Source organism: Monashia sp. HAY1-2A (assembly GCF_056755315.1).
This window is the reverse complement of the sequence record NZ_JBNDHY010000103.1, coordinates 1-16454: the sequence shown is the minus strand read 5'-3', so window position 1 is coordinate 16454 and position 16454 is coordinate 1. Positions and strand designations below refer to the sequence as shown.

Below are 16454 nucleotides of genomic sequence, written 5' to 3'. Positions count from 1 at the left end.
CACCGTCGCTGCCGGTGACGCCGGCCCGGTCGAGGACGAAGGTCACTCCCGCCCGGTGGAGGGCGCAGTCCATGAGCAGCTGGTCGAAGGCCCGGTTGAGGAAGGTGGCGTAGACGGCGACGACCGGGTGCAGGCCGGAGTAGGCCAGCCCCGAGGCCATCGTCACGGCGTGCTGCTCGGCGATGCCGACGTCGAAGACGCGGTCGGGGTAGGCGGCCGCGAAGCCGTCGAGGCCGACGGGGATGAGCATGGCGGCGGTGATCGCCACGACGTCGGGGCGCTCGGCCCCGACGGCAACCATCTCGTCGTTGAACTCGTCGGTCCAGATGCGGCCCGAGACCTCGAAGGGCAGGCCGGTCTCGGGGTTGATCTTGCCGATGCCGTGCATGTGGTCGGCGACGTCGTCGAGGGCCGGCTGGTACCCGCGACCCTTCTGGGTGATGACGTGGACGAGGACCGGACCGCCGAAGTCGCGCGCCTTGCGCAGCGCGCGCTCCACGGCCTGCTCGTCATGGCCGTCGACGGGCCCGAGGTACTTGAGGCCGAGGTCCTCGAACATCCCCTGCGGCGCGACGATGTCCTTGATGCCCTTCTTGACGCCGTGCAGCGTCTCGAACATCGCGCCACCGACGACGGGTGTGCGCGCCAGGGAGCGCTTGCCCCAGTCGAGGAAGCGCTCGTAGCCGCGCGTCGTCCGCAGCGTCGCCAGGTGGTCGGCCAGCCCCCCGATGGTGGGCGCGTAGGAGCGCTCGTTGTCGTTGACGACGATGACGAGCGGCAGGTCCTTGTCGACGGCGATGTTGTTGATCGCCTCCCAGGCCATGCCGCCGGTCAGGGCGCCGTCACCGATGACGGCCACGGCGTGCCGACCCTTCTCACCGCGCAGGCGGCGCCCCTTGGCGATGCCGTCGGCCCACGACAGCGCCGTGGAGGCGTGGGAGTTCTCGACGACGTCGTGCTCGGACTCGGCGCGGCTGGGGTAGCCCGAGAGGCCGCCCTGCTTCTTGAGCTTGCTGAAGTCGCGCCGCCCGGTGAGCAGCTTGTGCACGTACGACTGGTGACCCGTGTCGAAGACGACGGCGTCCCGCGGCGAGTCGAAGACGCGGTGCAGGGCGATGGTCAGCTCGACGACGCCGAGGTTCGGACCGAGGTGTCCACCAGTCTTGGAGACCTCGGTCACGAGGAAGGTACGGATCTCCTCGGCCAGCGCCGGCAGCCGCTCGGCCGGCAGCGCCCTGAGGTCCGCCGGGCTCGTGATTGTCTCCAGCAGGGCCACGCTGGGTCGTCCTCTCGAAGTCGGTGCCGCGTCGTCGGGTTCTCGACACGTCGGGCATGCGCGTCGATCGAGTCTAGGTGCAACGACCGAGCACGCGAAAACGTGCAGGCGGGCCGGCACGCGACCCTCACATCATCCTCACGCAGCGGTCACCGTCAGAGCCGGGGTGCGAAGACCTTGCCCTGCAGCGCCTCGTGGAGCAGGCGGGCTGACCGGGTGGCTGCGACCAGCCGGATGCCCTCGGCCTCGATCTCGGACAGGATCTCCGCGAGGGCCTCGGCGGGCACGTGTGGTCCGAGAGCGACGCGGGCCTCGCGCCACGCGTCGCGCGTCGCGCTCACCTGCCCCTCGAGGTGTCGGCACGTGATCCACGCGAGCGCGACCGGGTGGCGGCGCCAGCCACCGTAGGAGCGGTAGTCCGGTGGGCACTGGTCGAGCAGCCACAGCACGGCCCGCTCCTGCCAGCCGGGGGCCTGGGCCGGCGGCACGCCCGGGGGCCAGCCGGGCGGGGTGTGGGCGGACATGTCCCCAGTCTGCCTCGCCTACGCTCGGGGCATGACGACACTGTGGGCGGTCTCGTGGGTCACCGCGTTCCTCGACGTGCCACCGGCGGTGCACGACGCGGTCGTCCGGTTCTGGTCGGCGGTCTCGGCGTCCGCGGTGTCGACGGCGCGCGGGGTCGAGGGCGAGTTCGTCAGCCTGCTGCCCGAGGACGGCGACCCGTACCTCGCCGTGCAGCGGACCGGCACCGGCGGGGCCAGCGCCACCGGCCCGTCGCTGCACGTGGACCTGCACGTGGACTCCCCCTCGGTGGCCGCCCGCCGTGCGGTCGATGTCGGGGCCACGCTCCTGCACCGGTCGCCCCACGGCTACGTCGTGCTCGCCTCCCCCGGCGGCTTCGTCCACTGCCTCGTGCCGGACGGCGAGCACGTGCGTCCCACGGCGGTCCGGTGGCCGCGCGGGCACGAGAGCATCGTCGACCAGGTGTGCCTCGACATCCCGCCCGACGCGCACGAGGCCGAGTGCCGGTACTGGTCGGAGCTGACCGGCTGGCGGCTCCGTCGGTCCGCCGGCCGGCCGGAGTTCCACCACCTCGAGCGCCCGGCTGGGATGCCGATCCGGTTCCTGCTCCAGCGTCTCGACACCGTCGCCGACGACCGGACGCACGGCAGGGCGGGCGTGGCGGACGGCCATGCCGTGACCGCGCACCTGGACCTGGCCTGCGACGACCGTACGGCCGAGGTCGCGCGCCACGTGTCGCTCGGCGCGGAGGTCCTCGGTGACCCCGGCGGCGGGTGGACCGTGCTGCGCGACCCCGGTGGCTCGCGCTACTGCGTCACCGACCGCGACCCGCACGGCGCCTGAGCGCTATCCGCCCGGGCGTCGGTCTCCCCGGGTGCGGCCGACGGCGGCACGTGCTCTCAGGCCCAGTTCGCCTCGGCGGGCGGCGTCGGCAGGGCGACGCCGTGGGGGTGGATGACGTAGGCCAGGCCACCGTTCGTGCCGAGCCAGGCCCGCTCGAACTGGTCGCGCCGGTACACGGTGCGCACCTCGTCGTTGCGCGCGACGCGGTGGGAGTTCGGGTCGTTCGACACGACGTCGCCGCCCTCGGTGAACCCGACCACGGTGAGGAGGTGACCGCTCGTCTCGTAGCCGGCACCATCGAGCTCGCCCTCGCGGAAGGTCACCGAGACGACGAGCGGCACGCCCGCCGCGACGAACGCCTCGGCCTCGCTGAGGTCCCGCAGCCGCGTCACGTAGGCCCGAAGGCCGCGGGTCCCCGCGTACGCCGTGTTGAAGGCCCAGTTTCCGGCTCCGCCGTACGAGCGGTCGAAGACCCGGCGCACCCCGTGGACGACGACGGGATCGACGTCATGGCCCACCCAGGCGGCCTCCTCGGCGCTGGGCCCCGACCCCCAGTGCTCGAGGAGCATGGTCGTCGACGTGGGCGAGCACCAGGACTGGCCGCCCTCGTCCCAGTGCGGGAACGTGTCGAGGTGCAGCCGCTGGGAGTACGGGGGCACCGGGACCTCCTGGCCACGGGCGGCGCCGGGGCGGCTCGTCGGAGCGTCCGCCGCGATGGCGAAGCGCGAGGCCACGGCCCCGGCCAGCGACACCGTGACGCCCCCGACAGGCGTCCCCGACGGGACGCCGACCCGAGCCGCCTCGACGCCCTCGAGGGCGTCGGCGGCCTCGTCGGCCTCGAGGGCCTCGGCGGTGGCGAGGGCCGTGAGCCGCAGCTGCCACCGCTCGAAGGCGCGCCCCGGCGCCGAGCGCCACGTGTCGGCGGCGACGGCGCCCGCGTCGAGCTGCTGGCCGCGCACCGTCGTGCGTGTCATCGGTGCCTGCCCGTCCGGGTCGTCCTCGGCCCACCGGGCGAAGGTGACCCACGGCGTCCAACCGGCGGCGTCACCGACGCGGCCCTCGACGTGCAGCCACGTGCCTGCGGGCGTCCGCGCGTTCCACGACGGAATGAGCTCCCTTGCGGCGAAAGGGAGCTCGACGACGGGCGACTCCCAGACGCTGGCGGCATAGGTGACGACGGCGGCATCGGCGACGTGCACGTCGCGGTAGGCGACGTGCGGAGCACGGGCCCACCGGAACCCGGACTCCCACAGGGTCAGGGACGCGTGTCGGTCGCTCACCCGTCGAGCATGCCACCACCGGAACGCCGGTGACGCGTCGGGGCCCGGCCACCGAGAGACGGTGGCCGGGCCCGGACGGGCGGCGCCTCGCGACGCCTCCCCCTGCTCAGCTCGCGACGAGCGAGCGCAGCACGTACTGGAGGATGCCGCCGTTGCGGTAGTAGTCGGCCTCACCGGGGGTGTCGATGCGCACGACCGCGTCGAACTCGACGGCCTCGCCGCCGTCCTTGGTGGCGGTGACCTTCACCGTCCGCGGCGTGCGGCCCTCGTTCAGCTCGGTGATGCCCGAGATCGCGAAGGTCTCGGTCCCGTCGAGGCCGAGCGAGTCGGCGTTCTCCCCCGCCGGGAACTGGAGTGGGATGACACCCATGCCGATGAGGTTGGAGCGGTGGATCCGCTCGTAGCTCTCGGCGACCACGGCGCGCACGCCGAGGAGCCGGGTGCCCTTGGCCGCCCAGTCGCGCGAGGAGCCGGAGCCGTACTCCTTGCCGGCGAGGATGACGAGGGGCGTGCCCGCGGCGGCGTAGCTCTGCGCGGCGTCGTAGATCGTCGTCTGCTCGCCGCCGGCGGTGAAGTCGCGGGTGAAGCCGCCCTCGACGCCGTCGAGAAGCAGGTTCTTGAGGCGGATGTTGGCGAACGTGCCGCGGATCATGACCTCGTGGTTGCCACGGCGGGAACCGTAGGAGTTGAAGTCCTTGCGCTCGATGCCGTGCTCGGCCAGGTACCGGCCGGCGGGGCTGTCGGTCTTGATCGCACCGGCCGGGCTGATGTGGTCGGTCGTCACCGAGTCACCGAGCTTGGCCAGCACGCGGGCGCCCTCGATGTCGGTCACGGGGGTGGTCTCCATCGACATGCCCTCGAAGTACGGGGGCTTGCGCACGTAGGTCGACTCATCGTCCCAGGCGAACGTGTCACCCTCGGGCGTCGGCAGCGAGCGCCAGCGCTCGTCACCGGCGAAGACGTCGGCGTAGTCGTCGGTGAACATCTGCTGGCTGATGCTCTCGCCGATGGTGCGCTCGACGTCGGCCGGGGCGGGCCAGATGTCCTCGAGGAAGACGTCGTTGCCGTCGGTGTCCTTGCCCAGCGGCTCCGACGAGAAGTCGAAGTCCATCGTGCCGGCGAGGGCGTAGGCGATGACGAGCGGCGGGCTCGCGAGGTAGTTCATCTTGACGTCGGGGTTGATGCGACCCTCGAAGTTGCGGTTGCCCGACAGGACCGAGGTGACGGCGAGGTCGGCGTCGTTGATGGCCGCAGAGATCTCGTCGTTGAGCGGGCCCGAGTTGCCGATGCACGTCGTGCAGCCGTAGCCGACGAGGTGGAAGCCGAGCTTCTCGAGGTAGGGCCACATGCCGGCCTTGTCGTAGTAGCCCGTGACGACCTTCGAGCCGGGCGCCATCGACGTCTTGACCCACGGGGCGACCGTGAGGCCCTTCTCGACGGCGTTCTTGGCGAGCATCGCCGCGGCCATCATGACGGAGGGGTTGGACGTGTTGGTGCAGCTCGTGATCGAGGCGATCGAGACGATGCCGTGGTCGATCTCGAACTCGCGCCCCTCGGCGTCCTTGATCGCGACCTTCTTCGAGGGGCGGCCGTCGGCGTTGCCGTCGTGCGGCTTGTCGCCGCCGTTGTCCTCGCCGGGGTCGCTCGCCGGGAACGACTGGGCCGAGCCGGGGTCACCCTCGTCGTGCGCGACGTAGGTGGGCAGCACCTTCCGGAAGGCGTCCTTGGCGTCGACCAGGGCGATGCGGTCCTGCGGGCGCTTCGGGCCGGCGATCGACGGGACGACCGTCGACAGGTCGAGCTCGATGTACTCGCTGTAGCGGGCCTCGGGCTGGTCGGGACCGGCCGTCAGCCACATGCCCTGTTCCTTGGCGTACGCCTCGACGAGAGCGACGCTCTCCTCCGAGCGGCCGGTGAGGCGGAGGTACTCGAGCGTGACGTCGTCGATCGGGAAGATCGCGCACGTCGAGCCGAACTCGGGGCTCATGTTGCCGATGGTGGCGCGGTTGGCGAGCGGCACCTGCGAGACGCCCTCGCCGTAGAACTCGACGAACTTGCCCACGACGCCGTGGTCACGCAGCATCTCGGTGATCGTGAGCACGACGTCGGTGGCCGTGGCCGCGGTGGGGATGGTGCCGGAGAGCTTGAAGCCGACGACCCGCGGGATGAGCATCGAGACGGGCTGGCCGAGCATGGCGGCCTCGGCCTCGATGCCACCGACGCCCCAGCCGAGGACGCCGAGGCCGTTGACCATCGTCGTGTGCGAGTCGGTGCCGACGCACGTGTCGGGGTAGGCGAAGCGCTCACCGTCCATCTCGCGGACCATGACGGTGCGCGCGAGGTGCTCGATGTTGACCTGGTGGACGATGCCCGTGCCCGGCGGGACGACCTTGAAGTCGTCGAACGCGGTCTGGCCCCAGCGCAGGAACTGGTAGCGCTCGCGGTTGCGCTGGTACTCGATCTCGACGTTGCGCTCGAAGGCGTCGGCGCGGCCGAAGACGTCGATGATGACCGAGTGGTCGATGACGAGCTCGGCCGGTGCGAGGGGGTTGATCTTCGTCGGGTCGCCGCCGAGGTCGGCCATCGCCTCGCGCATCGTGGCGAGGTCGACGATGCACGGCACGCCCGTGAAGTCCTGCATGATCACGCGGGCCGGCGTGAACTGGATCTCGGTGTCCGGGTCGGCGTTCTCGTCCCACGAGCCGACGGCGCGGATGTGGTCGGCGGTGATGTTCGCGCCGTCCTCGGTCCGCAGCAGGTTCTCGAGGAGCACCTTGAGGCTGTACGGGAGGGTCTCGTGGCCCTGCACCCCGGCGAGCCGGTAGATCTCGTAGGACCGCTCACCGACCTCGAGGGTCCCCTTGGCCTTGAAGCTGTCAACACTGCCCACAGCGGGCTCCTTCCAGCGTCTTCGCTCGATTTATCTTGACGTCAAGATATATCTAACCACACGGTCGCGCGGGTGTCAGTCCACGCCATCGACCCATCTTGGTCGCCGGGACGGGCCGTGTCTCCCCGTACCCCGGCGACCGTGTGGACGCCGCGCGGTCCAGCGGGCGGACGCCGCGCCGTTCAGGGCGCGGACGCCGCGCCGTTCAGGGCGCGGACGCCGCGCCGTTCAGGGCGCGGACGCCGCGGCGGGCACGCGATCCAGCACGGCGATGCACTCGACGTGATGGGTCATCGGGAACGCGTCCCAGCCCTCGAGCACGGTCAGCGAGTAGCCGTGGGCGGACGCCTCGCGCACGTCGCGGGCGAGCGCCGCGGGGTCGCACGCGACGTAGACGACGCGCCGGGGGCCCAGCTGGGCCAGCAGCACCATGACGTCCTTGCCGGCCCCGGTGCGGGGCGGGTCGAGCACGGCGAGGTCGGCCGTGACCTCCTGGCGCACGAGCGAGCGCAGCTCGCGGTCGACGCGGCCGGCGCGCCACTCGACGTTGGGCAGGTGCTCGGTGTTGCGCTCGCCGTTGCCGACCGCGACCCGGTCACCCTCCACGCCGAGGACGAAGCCGCCCGGCTCGACGAGCTCACCGAGGCGCATGGTGAACAGGCCTGAGCCGGCGTACAGGTCGAGGACGCGGTCACCGGGCCGGGCGCCGAGCAGGTCGACGACCCGGGACAGGAAGGTCGAGGCGGCACCGGGGTGCACCTGCCAGAAGCCGCGGGCGGCGACGACGTACTCGCCCTCCCAGCCGCCCTGCCGGACGAGCTCGCCGACGAGGCCCCCGCTCGGACCGCCGGCGGCGTCGGACCAGTCCGTGCCCTTCTCCTGCGCATCCTCCGGCACCGGCACGAGGACCGGTTCGGCGGGGTGCGCCGCGTCGACCACGTCGACGGACGTGCAGCCCTCCCACTCCGTGTCGAGGACGCCCGAGGCGATGACGTCCTCGGTGCAGATGAGGCAGTCGTCGATGCGCACGACCTCCTGCGACCGGTGCCGCCGCAGCCCCGCCCGGCCGTCGGCGTCGACCGCGAACTCCGCCCGGGTGCGCCAGCGCAGACCCTCGGCGTCGCCCGGCACCGGTCGCACCACGACGTCGACGTCGGGCATCCGGGCGACGCGGGCGAACTGCTCGCGGACGACGTCGGCCTTGAGGCGGCGCTGCGCGTCGAGCGCCGCGTGCTGGAAGTCGCAGCCGCCGCAGCGACCCGGGCCCGAGAAGGGGCACGGCGGCTCGACGCGGTCGGCCGACGCCTCGAGCACCTCGACGGCGTCGGCGCGCACGAACCGGTCGCCCTCACGACCCTCGGTGACGACGGCCACGACGCGCTCCCCGGGCAGCGTGTGCCGGACGAACACCACGCGTCCCTCGTGGCGGGCCACGCAGTGCCCGCCGTGCGCCACCGGGCCCACCTCGAGCGTCCAACGGCTGCCGGCGAGGCTCTCGCCACCGGCCGAGCGCTCGCGCGGCCGGCGAGCCGTCACAGCGCCCCGCCGCGCACCGAGCCTCCGACGGGCGGCTCGTCGATCCAGTCGCGCTCGGCACCCTGCGAGGACTGCAGCTGCCACGGCACGCTGACGACCATGACCCCGGGCGTGAACAGGAGGCGGCCCTTGAGCCGCAGCGCACTCTGGTTGTGCAGCACCTGCTCCCACCACTTGCCGAGGACGTACTCCGGCAGGTAGACCGTGACGATGTCGCGCGGGTTGCCGCTGCGGATCGAGCGCACGTAGTCCAGGATCGGCCTGGTGATCTGCCGGTAGGGCGAGGCGAGGACCTTGAGCGGCACGGGGATGTCGTGCTTCTCCCACTCCGCGAGCAGGGCCTGCGTCTCGTCGTGGTCGACATCGACGGTGACGGCCTCGAGGTAGGTGGGTCGGCTGGCCCGGGCGTAGGCGAGCGCCCGCAACGTCGGCTTGTGCACCTTGGAGATGCAGACAATGGCGTGCACGTGGCTCGGCAGCATGGGCCGCTCGATGCTCCAGTCGATCTGCAGCTCGTCGCGCACGCGCGAGTAGTGCCGCCGGATACCGAGCATGAGGAGGAAGAGGATCGCCATCGCGATGATGGCGTAGCGGGCGCCCGCCTGGAACTTCGTGATGAGCACGACGACGAGGACGGTCGCCGACATGGCGGCGCCGACGGCGTTGATGACGCGCGAGCGCACCATCCGGGCCCGCGTCTTCGCGTCGCGCTCGAGGCGCAGGTGGCGCGTCCAGTGCCGCACCATGCCGACCTGGCTCGTCGTGAACGACACGAAGACGCCGACGATGTAGAGCTGGATGAGCGCCGTGACCTCGGCCTTGAAGATGATGACGAGGACGATCGCCGCCGCCGAGAGCATGACGATTCCGTTGGAGAACGCGAGCCGGTCACCGCGGGTGTGCATCTGCCGCGGCAGGTAGCCGTCGCGGGCCAGGATCGAGGCGAGCACCGGGAAGCCGTTGAAGGCGGTGTTGGCGGCGAGGACGAGGATCAGGCCGGTGACGATCGAGACGAACACGACGCCGAGCGGGAAGCTCGCGAAGACCGAGTTCGCGAGCTGGCCGATCACGGTGTGCTGCACGTAGTCCCCACCGACCGGTGCCCCGTTGCGCAGCAGCTGCGTGGCCGGGTCGTCGGCCACCTTGACGCCGGTCCACATGCTCAGCGCGATGATCGAGCCGAGCATGGTGATCGACAGGCCGCCCATGAGCAGCAGCGTCGAGGCGGCGTTGCGGCTCTTGGGCTTGCGGAAGGCGGGGACGCCGTTGCTGATCGCCTCGACGCCCGTGAGCGCGGCGCAGCCCGAGGAGAACGCGCGCAGGAGCAGGAAGGCCGCGGCGAGGCCGGTCAGCTCCTTGCCCCCTTCCGGCACCAGGGTCAGGCCGGCGCTCTCGGCTGGCTGAAGCGTGCCCGTGACCTTCTGCAGGACGCCGTAGAGACCCATGCCGAGGATCGCGATCATGAAGGCGTACACCGGGATCGCGAAGGCCTTGCCCGACTCGCGCACGCCGCGCAGGTTCATCGCGGTGAGGAACACGATGAGCCCGACGGCGACGACGACCTCGTGGCCCCGCACGAAGCCGAGGACGGTGGCGGCGTTCTGCACGCCCGAGGAGATCGACACGGCGACGGTCAGGACGTAGTCGACGAGCAGCGCGCTCGCCACGGTCAGCCCGGCCTTGGGCCCGAGGTTGACCGTGGCCACCTCGTAGTCGCCGCCCCCCGAGGGGTAGGCGTGCACGTTCTGCCGGTAGGAGGCGACGACGACGACCATGACGAGGACGACGCCGACCGTCACCTGCCAGCTGTGCGTCGTGACGAAGGCGCCACCGGCGAGGCCCAGCATGAGGAGGATCTCGTCGGGCGCGTAGGCGACCGAGGACAACGCGTCGCTGGCGAAGATCGGCAGCGCGAGCCGCTTGGGCAGCAGGGTCTCGCCGAGCTTGTCGCTGCGCATCGCGCGACCGACGAGGAGGCGCTTGAACAGCGATCCGGTTCCGGGCACGACGACAGAGTATGCCGTCGACCCGGCCCCTCCGCGGCACGGCAGCGCCGGTCGTCCACCCTCCGAAACGGCGCCGCCGGACCCGCCCGGACCTGCACGGTGCGTGGCGAGCCCACGGTGTAGCGTCGCGTCCGTGCACTTCGTCATCATGGGCTGCGGCCGCGTCGGCTCGACCCTGGCCCGCACCCTGGGCCGGGGTGGTCACGACGTCGCGATCATCGACGTCGACGCCTCGGCCTTCCGCCGGCTCGGCACGTCCTTCGAGGGCCAGACGGTGACCGGCGTCGGCTTCGACCGGGACACCCTCGTCGCCGCCGGCATCCGCGACGCCTACGCCTTCGCGGCGGTCAGCAGCGGTGACAACTCGAACATCCTGGCCGCCCGGGTCGCCCGCGAGACGTTCGGCGTCGAGCACGTGGCCGCTCGTATCTACGACCCGCAGCGTGCCGCCGTCTACCAGCGCCTCGGCATCCCGACCGTGGCGACGGTGCGCTGGACCGCCGACCAGATGATGCAGCGCCTCCTGCCCCAGGGCGCGGTGCCCGAGCTGACCGACCCGAGCGGCAAGATCGTCATCGCGGAGGTGCCGATGGCCGAGAGCTGGATCGGGCGGCGGTTCGTCGACGTCGAGGAGCAGACCGGGGCGCGGGTCGCCTACGTGACGCGCCTCGGCGAGGGCACCCTGCCGCGTCCGGACATGGTCGTCCAGCAGGGTGACCTCGTGCACCTCACCGTCCCCCGCGACGACCTCGCCCGCGTCGAGCGCGTCTGCGACCAGGCCCCGGCAGCCGGCTGAGCACGGCACAGGAGAACCCATGCGCGTCGTCATCGCCGGAGCCGGAAGCGTCGGCCGGTCCATCGCCCGAGAGCTGCTCGGCAACGGGCACCAGGTGCTGCTCATCGACAAGGACGCCGACGACGTCCAGGCCTCCCGGGTGCCCGAGGCGTCGTGGCTGCTCGCCGACGCGTGCGAGCTCGCGGCGCTCGAGGAGGCCCGGCTCGAGGAGTCGGACGTCTGCGTCGCCGCCACCGGCGACGACAAGGCGAACCTCGTCCTGTCGCTGCTCGCCAAGACCGAGTTCGGGGTGCCGCGCACCGTCGCCCGCGTCAACAACCCGAAGAACGAGTGGATGTTCGACGAGTCCTGGGGCGTCGACGTCGCCGTCTCGACACCGCGCCTCATGACGGCGCTCATCGAGGAGGCCGTGAGCATCGGCGACCTCGTGCGCATCTTCGAGTTCCAGCAGGGCCGCGCCTCGATGGTCGAGATCACGCTGCCCGAGGCCAGCCCGTTCGCCGGCCAGCGGGTGGGCGACGTCGACTGGCCGAGCGAGACCGTCCTCGTGGCCATCATCCGTGAGGAGCGCCCGCTCGCCCCGACGCCCGACGACGCGATGGAGGTCGGCGACGAGCTGCTCTTCATCACGACGACGGAGCAGGAGGTCCAGCTCCAGAAGCTCGTGGCCCCCGGCGCCCGCGTCCGTACGGGCGACGACGACGAGGTCTGAGCCGCAGTCGAACCCGGGCGCGGCTCAGGCGGTGCGGCCCGGGTCGATCGGCGTCCGCCCGCGCACCAGGACGGCGCCCATCGCCGTGACGGCCAGCAGGTACGCGGGCCAGCCCAGCACGACCTTGGCGACGCCGAGCGCCGCCACCTGCTCGGCGAGGTAGAGCGGCACCATGATCGACAGCCGTACGACGTTGAGGGCGATCAGCACCCACGCCAGGCGCATCGCGACGGTGACGATCCCGCGGTGCCGCCGCCACCACGTGGGGTTCTCGGCGAACGCCTCCGGCTCGGCGACGCCGACGACGAAGCCGAAGAGCGGCCATCGCGCCAGGTTGGTCACGAGGAGCAGGAGCAGCAACCCGGCGTTCTGGAGCATGCCGGGCAGGAAGGCGTCCTCGGCGCGGCCCGACCGGAGGGCGAAGAACGCCGAGATGCCGACGCCGACGGCGGCGTAGACGACGAACCGGGGGTCCTGACGCTGGACGAGCCGCACGACGAGCGGCACGGCGACGCACGCCGCCGCGACGAGCAGCGACGTGCGCAGGTCCTGGGTCCGCGCCCACACGAGGGCGAAGGCGAGCGTCGGCACGGCCGACTCGACGGCGCCGCGCCACCCACCGATCGCCTCGGACAGCTTGTCGCGCAGCAGCTCCTCGACGGTGTCGTACCGACGCAGGTCGGCCTCTCCTCGTTCGAGACCGTGCTCCGGCGCGGTGGCGTCGCGCGCCGCGATGCCGTCGGTGTCGCGGTCAGCCATGCTGGCTCCCGGGCTTGCCGATGATCTCGTAGGCGGGGTTGAACAGGGTCAGCACCGAGCGCTGCTGCGTGATGCGGCCGGTGGCCTGGATCTTGATCCCGGGGACGATGCCGGCGATGCGCCGCCGTCCGAGCCACACGAGGTGCAGGGACGCGGTGCCGTCCCACAGCTCGGCGTCCAGGGCGGGGGTCTCGTCCCGGGGCCGCAGCGTCACCGAGCGGATCTCGCCGCGCACGGTGGCACGGCTGCGCAGCGTGGCGTCGACGATGTGGATGACGCCCACGTCGGTCGACTCCTGGCGCAGCTCGGCCGCCTCGAGCTCGTGCGACGGGCGAACGAGGTCGGCGAGACGGCGCAACGTGCCACCGCGGACGGACACCTCAGCGGACCTCGGTGATCTCGGGTCCGCGCTCGAACGGACGCAGGTCCTCGGCCCGGGGCGGCGTCGGCTCCTGCGATCCGGACGCGTCGTCGCCGCCCGGCTGGGCGTCGGGCAGGCGCAGCGGGAGAAGCTCGCGCGGCGGCATCGCGTCGGGACCCCGGTCGACGACGGCCGTGCGGATGACCTCGTGGATCGGCCCGGCCGCGGCCGGCTCGATGGCCGCCCGTCCGGACACCACGGCGCGCAGGAACCAGCGAGGGCCGTCGACACCGACGAACCGGGCCGGCATGAAGACGGTGCGACCGTCGGGGCCGTTCTGCGGCATCCGGGTCAGCAGCTCCTCGCCGAACTCCCCGGTCTGGACCTCGGCCGTGCCGCCGGCGTCCGTGATGCTCTTGGCGATCTCGTTGCGGATCTCGACCCAGACCCCCTCGGTGCGGGGAGCGGCGAAGGCCTGCAGCTGGACGGCCGACTCGCCGACGACCGCGGTCACGCCGACGATCTGCTGCTCCTGCTCGTTCAGCTCGAGACGCAGCTCCATGCCCTGCTGGCCACGCAGCCAGATCGAGCCGAGGTTGAGGTAGTCGGTGTCGTCCGCGACCGAGCCGCGGTCGAGCGGGCCCTCGGGGGCAGGCGCAGCGGCAGGGGCGTCCTCGTCGAGGCCCTCGGTGCTCCCGGGACCGCCGTCGCCCCCGAGGTCGTCGACGAAGGCCTCGTCGTCGTTCCTGCCCGACTTGCCGCGGCTGAAGAGTCCCACGTCATTCCGTCCTTAGAAGTCCTGCTGACCGGCCTGGGCGGTGGCCCGCCGGTGGGTTGGCCGAAGGGCCCGAGTGGGCGCCCGGCGAACCGTACCCGATCACCGGAGCGCCGTGGCGGCGTCCCGCCCGGTCGGCGGGGCGCCGGGTGCGTCGCCCGACCGACCCGGTACGGCGTCGCCGGGACCGAAGCCTCCGGTCGACCCGTGTCCAGTGTCACCCCGGACGGTCTCGTCGAGCGAGTCCACGGCGACGAACACCGGCCGGGCGACGCGCTGGACGACGAGCTGGGCGATGCGGTCGCCGCGGCGGACCGTGAACGCCTCCCGGGGGTCGAGGTTGACGAGGTTGACGAGGATCTCGCCGCGATACCCCTCGTCGACGGTGCCCGGCGCGTTGACGATCGAGATGCCGTGCCTGGCCGCGAGGCCGGACCTGGGGTGGACGAAGCCGGCATGGCCGGGCGGCAGCGCCAGAGCCACACCCGTCGGCACGAGGACGCGCTCGCCCGGCTCGATGGTCACCTCGACCCGGGAGCGCAGGTCCGCCCCGGCATCGCCCGGGTGGGCGTACGACGGCATCGGGAGCTCCGGGTCGAGCCGCAGGACCGCGACGGTCCCGCCGCGCCCCCCGTCGGTGTGAGCGCCGGCACGGAGATCGGCGTGAGAGGTGCCGGTGGCGTCCGGGACAGCACAAGGGTCGGTCACGTGGACCGACCCTACTTGCTCCTGCCTCGACCGCACGGCTCCGCTCAGGCGGCGCAGTCCGTGCAGATCATCATGCCGTTGCTCTCTTTGGCGAGCTGGCTGCGGTGGTGGACCAGGAAGCACTGTCCACAGGTGAACTCGTCGGCCTGCTTGGGCAGGACCCGGACCGACAGCTCCTCGCCGGACAGGTCGGCACCGGGCAGCTCGAAGCCCTCCGCCTGCTCGGTCTCGTCCACGTCCACGCTCGACGAGGTCTTGTCGACCCGCCGCGACTTCAGCTCCTCGAGCGAGTCCTCGCTGAGGTCGTCGTCGGTCTTGCGTGGCGCGTCGTAATCGGTTGCCATCTGGTTTCTCGCTTCTCCTCGTGCGCCTGCGTCTGTGTGGCGGAGAACGCCCGGTGGGCCACGCTTGTTCCCGCCCGGAGGCCCGGTCTCGCCCGCCCGGAACTTCTCTCTGCGTGCGCGGATTGTGCCTGAACATCCTCGCGATGTCACGTCGGCCCATTCACCCGCTGAGACGCAGGCCGCGCCACCGCCCGTCAAGACCGTTTCCGGACCAACCGCTCACCCCCGCTTTGCCCTTCCGCGACCCGGTCCGGTGCACAGTGGTGCTGCCCAGCCGCGGTAGGGTCTGCCGACCCGACCGAATCCTTCCACCGGCCCGGAGGTGCACCATGACCCAGTTCGTCGACGAGATCCGCCAGCGCGTGAGCGCCACCCTCGACGAGCTCGCCGAGGCGCAGGCCGCCGGCGACGAGTACCGCGTCCGCGTGCACACCGGCGAGCTCGAGTCCTTCGCCCGCCTCGCCCAGGACAACGACATCCACGTCCCTGAGCTCGTGCCGTTCGCGGCCGCCTGACCCCCGACGCCGGCCCCGGGGTTCAGCAGCACCCGCGGGCGACCGGCTCCCCGAGGACGCGCGTCTACCCCAGAGGTGCGCGTCCGCCGCACGAGTGGGCGCTGCTCGACGCACCCATCGTGGATGCCTGCACTCCTGGCCAGAAGGCGTGGGGCGCCTGACGCCCCCGCCCTCCCGGCCGGCCGGCTCGGCGCCGGCTCAGGACGTGAAGAGGACCCGGACCGGCTCGACGAGGGCGGGTCCGGCCGCGACGGTCAGCTCCTTGCCGGGGTCGCCCTGGGCGCCGACGACGACGCCCCCCGCCTCCTCGACGACGAGCCACCCGGCCGCGAGGTCCCAGGCGTTGAGGCCGGACTCGGCATAGGCGTCGACGGACCCGTCGGCGACGCGGACGAGGTCGAGGGCGGCGCTGCCGATGCGGCGGATGTCGCGGACCTGCGGCAGGACGTGCCGCAGCACCTCCGCCTGCATCGCACGCTTGTCGGGGTCGTAGCCGAAACCGGTGGCGAGCAGGGTGCGCCCGAGCCGGTCCTCCGTGGACACCTGGAGCCGCGTCCCGGGGTCGTCCGGCGTCGCGCCCTCGGGCCGGGTCCACGCCCCACCGCCGCGCCGGGCGTGGTGGACGAGGCGCAGGCACGGGTCGGCGACCGCGCCCACCACCGGCGTCCACGCCCCGTGGACCGCGGGGTCGCCGACGACGACGGCGACGGACACGGCGTAGGCGGGGACCCGGTAGAGGTAGTTGACGGTCCCGTCGATGGGGTCGACGACCCAGGTCAGGCCGGACGTCCCGGCGACATCCGCACCCTCCTCGCCGAGGATGCCGTCGTCCGGACGCGCCTGCTGGATGAGCCGGTGGAGCAGCTCCTCGGAGCGCCGGTCCATGACGGTGACGACGTCGGTGTCCGTGGACTTCGTCGCCGCGACGCCGACGCCGTCCGGGCGTTCGTCGCGGATGAACCGCGACGCCTCGGTGGCGATGGCGACGACGGTGCGTTCCAGCTGGGCCAGGTCGAGGCCCTCGGGCAGCCCCGGGTCGGCTCCGGCGCTGGGTCGGGCGCTGGGTCGGGCGCTGGGTCGGGCGCTGGGTCGGGCGCTGGGCCGGGGGTGGGGTCTGTCTCTTATACACCG

At 72.3% G+C, this 16454-nt stretch carries 16 protein-coding genes; 4 read left to right on the top strand and 12 right to left on the bottom strand.

The annotated features are described in order from the left end of the window. A partial coding sequence (locus tag ACPYOM_RS15125; protein WP_481346590.1) for a 1-deoxy-D-xylulose-5-phosphate synthase occupies positions 1-1276 on the bottom strand: 1276 nt, incomplete at its 3' end. Positions 1277-1431: 155 nt separating this feature from the next. Beyond that, positions 1432-1800: a hypothetical protein gene (locus tag ACPYOM_RS15120; RefSeq protein WP_481342636.1), complete on the bottom strand. Its 369-nt coding sequence runs from the start codon at positions 1798-1800 to the stop codon at positions 1432-1434. Between the two features lie 31 nt (positions 1801-1831). On the opposite strand from ACPYOM_RS15120, the gene ACPYOM_RS15115 reads away from it, so the two are divergent. Then, positions 1832-2641, top strand: a complete 810-nt coding sequence (locus tag ACPYOM_RS15115) for a VOC family protein (RefSeq protein ID WP_481346589.1) — start codon at positions 1832-1834, stop codon at positions 2639-2641. Positions 2642-2697: 56 nt separating this feature from the next. On the opposite strand, the gene ACPYOM_RS15110 is transcribed toward ACPYOM_RS15115, so the two are convergent. The 4 genes from ACPYOM_RS15110 to ACPYOM_RS15095 all read right to left on the bottom strand — a co-directional run bounded on the left by ACPYOM_RS15110 (position 2698) and on the right by ACPYOM_RS15095 (position 10305). Next, complete coding sequence (locus tag ACPYOM_RS15110; protein WP_481346588.1) at positions 2698-3921, bottom strand: C39 family peptidase; 1224 nt, start codon at positions 3919-3921, stop codon at positions 2698-2700. Between the two features lie 106 nt (positions 3922-4027). Then, positions 4028-6811, bottom strand: a complete 2784-nt coding sequence (gene acnA / locus ACPYOM_RS15105) for an aconitate hydratase AcnA (RefSeq protein WP_481346587.1) — start codon at positions 6809-6811, stop codon at positions 4028-4030. 228 nt (positions 6812-7039) lie between these two features. Next, positions 7040-8347, bottom strand: coding sequence for a class I SAM-dependent RNA methyltransferase (locus ACPYOM_RS15100; protein ID WP_481346586.1), 1308 nt, complete (start codon positions 8345-8347; stop codon positions 7040-7042). Then, complete coding sequence (locus ACPYOM_RS15095) at positions 8344-10305, bottom strand: APC family permease (RefSeq protein WP_481343004.1); 1962 nt, start codon at positions 10303-10305, stop codon at positions 8344-8346. Before ACPYOM_RS15095 ends, ACPYOM_RS15100 begins: the two co-directional genes overlap by 4 nt. A 181-nt stretch (positions 10306-10486) precedes the next feature. Between ACPYOM_RS15095 and ACPYOM_RS15090 the strand changes: the two genes are divergently transcribed. After that, the gene (locus tag ACPYOM_RS15090) at positions 10487-11149 is read left to right on the top strand and encodes a potassium channel family protein (protein ID WP_481343000.1); all 663 of its coding nucleotides are present in this window, start codon (positions 10487-10489) and stop codon (positions 11147-11149) included. 19 nt (positions 11150-11168) lie between these two features. Further along, positions 11169-11861, top strand: coding sequence for a potassium channel family protein (locus ACPYOM_RS15085; RefSeq protein WP_481342999.1), 693 nt, complete (start codon positions 11169-11171; stop codon positions 11859-11861). Positions 11862-11885: 24 nt separating this feature from the next. On the opposite strand, the gene ACPYOM_RS15080 is transcribed toward ACPYOM_RS15085, so the two are convergent. The 5 genes from ACPYOM_RS15080 to ACPYOM_RS15060 form a co-directional block, all read right to left on the bottom strand. After that, a complete protein-coding gene (locus ACPYOM_RS15080) occupies positions 11886-12620 on the bottom strand; it encodes a DUF3159 domain-containing protein (protein WP_481346585.1) in 735 nt (244 codons plus the stop codon). Next, positions 12613-12999 (bottom strand): OB-fold nucleic acid binding domain-containing protein, encoded by a 387-nt coding sequence (locus ACPYOM_RS15075; protein ID WP_481342997.1) that lies wholly within the window; start codon positions 12997-12999, stop codon positions 12613-12615. Before ACPYOM_RS15075 ends, ACPYOM_RS15080 begins: the two co-directional genes overlap by 8 nt. A gap of 1 nt (position 13000) precedes the next feature. After that, positions 13001-13759 carry a DUF3710 domain-containing protein gene (locus tag ACPYOM_RS15070; protein ID WP_481342996.1) on the bottom strand — a complete coding sequence of 253 codons (759 nt, stop codon included), beginning with the start codon at positions 13757-13759 and terminating at the stop codon, positions 13001-13003. 99 nt (positions 13760-13858) lie between these two features. Beyond that, positions 13859-14464, bottom strand: coding sequence for a dUTP diphosphatase (gene dut / locus ACPYOM_RS15065; RefSeq protein ID WP_481346584.1), 606 nt, complete (start codon positions 14462-14464; stop codon positions 13859-13861). 44 nt (positions 14465-14508) lie between these two features. After that, positions 14509-14808, bottom strand: coding sequence for a DUF4193 domain-containing protein (locus tag ACPYOM_RS15060; protein ID WP_481342995.1), 300 nt, complete (start codon positions 14806-14808; stop codon positions 14509-14511). Positions 14809-15137: 329 nt separating this feature from the next. Here ACPYOM_RS15060 and ACPYOM_RS15055 point away from each other — a divergent pair, with 329 nt between their 5' ends. Next, a complete protein-coding gene (locus tag ACPYOM_RS15055) occupies positions 15138-15323 on the top strand; it encodes a hypothetical protein (RefSeq protein WP_481342994.1) in 186 nt (61 codons plus the stop codon). A 198-nt stretch (positions 15324-15521) separates the two neighbouring features. Here the strand turns inward: ACPYOM_RS15055 and ACPYOM_RS15050 are convergent, their stop codons facing one another. Beyond that, entirely contained in the window at positions 15522-16352 is an 831-nt protein-coding gene (locus ACPYOM_RS15050) for an inositol monophosphatase family protein (RefSeq protein ID WP_481346591.1), read from the bottom strand. Positions 16353-16454 lie beyond the last annotated feature (102 nt).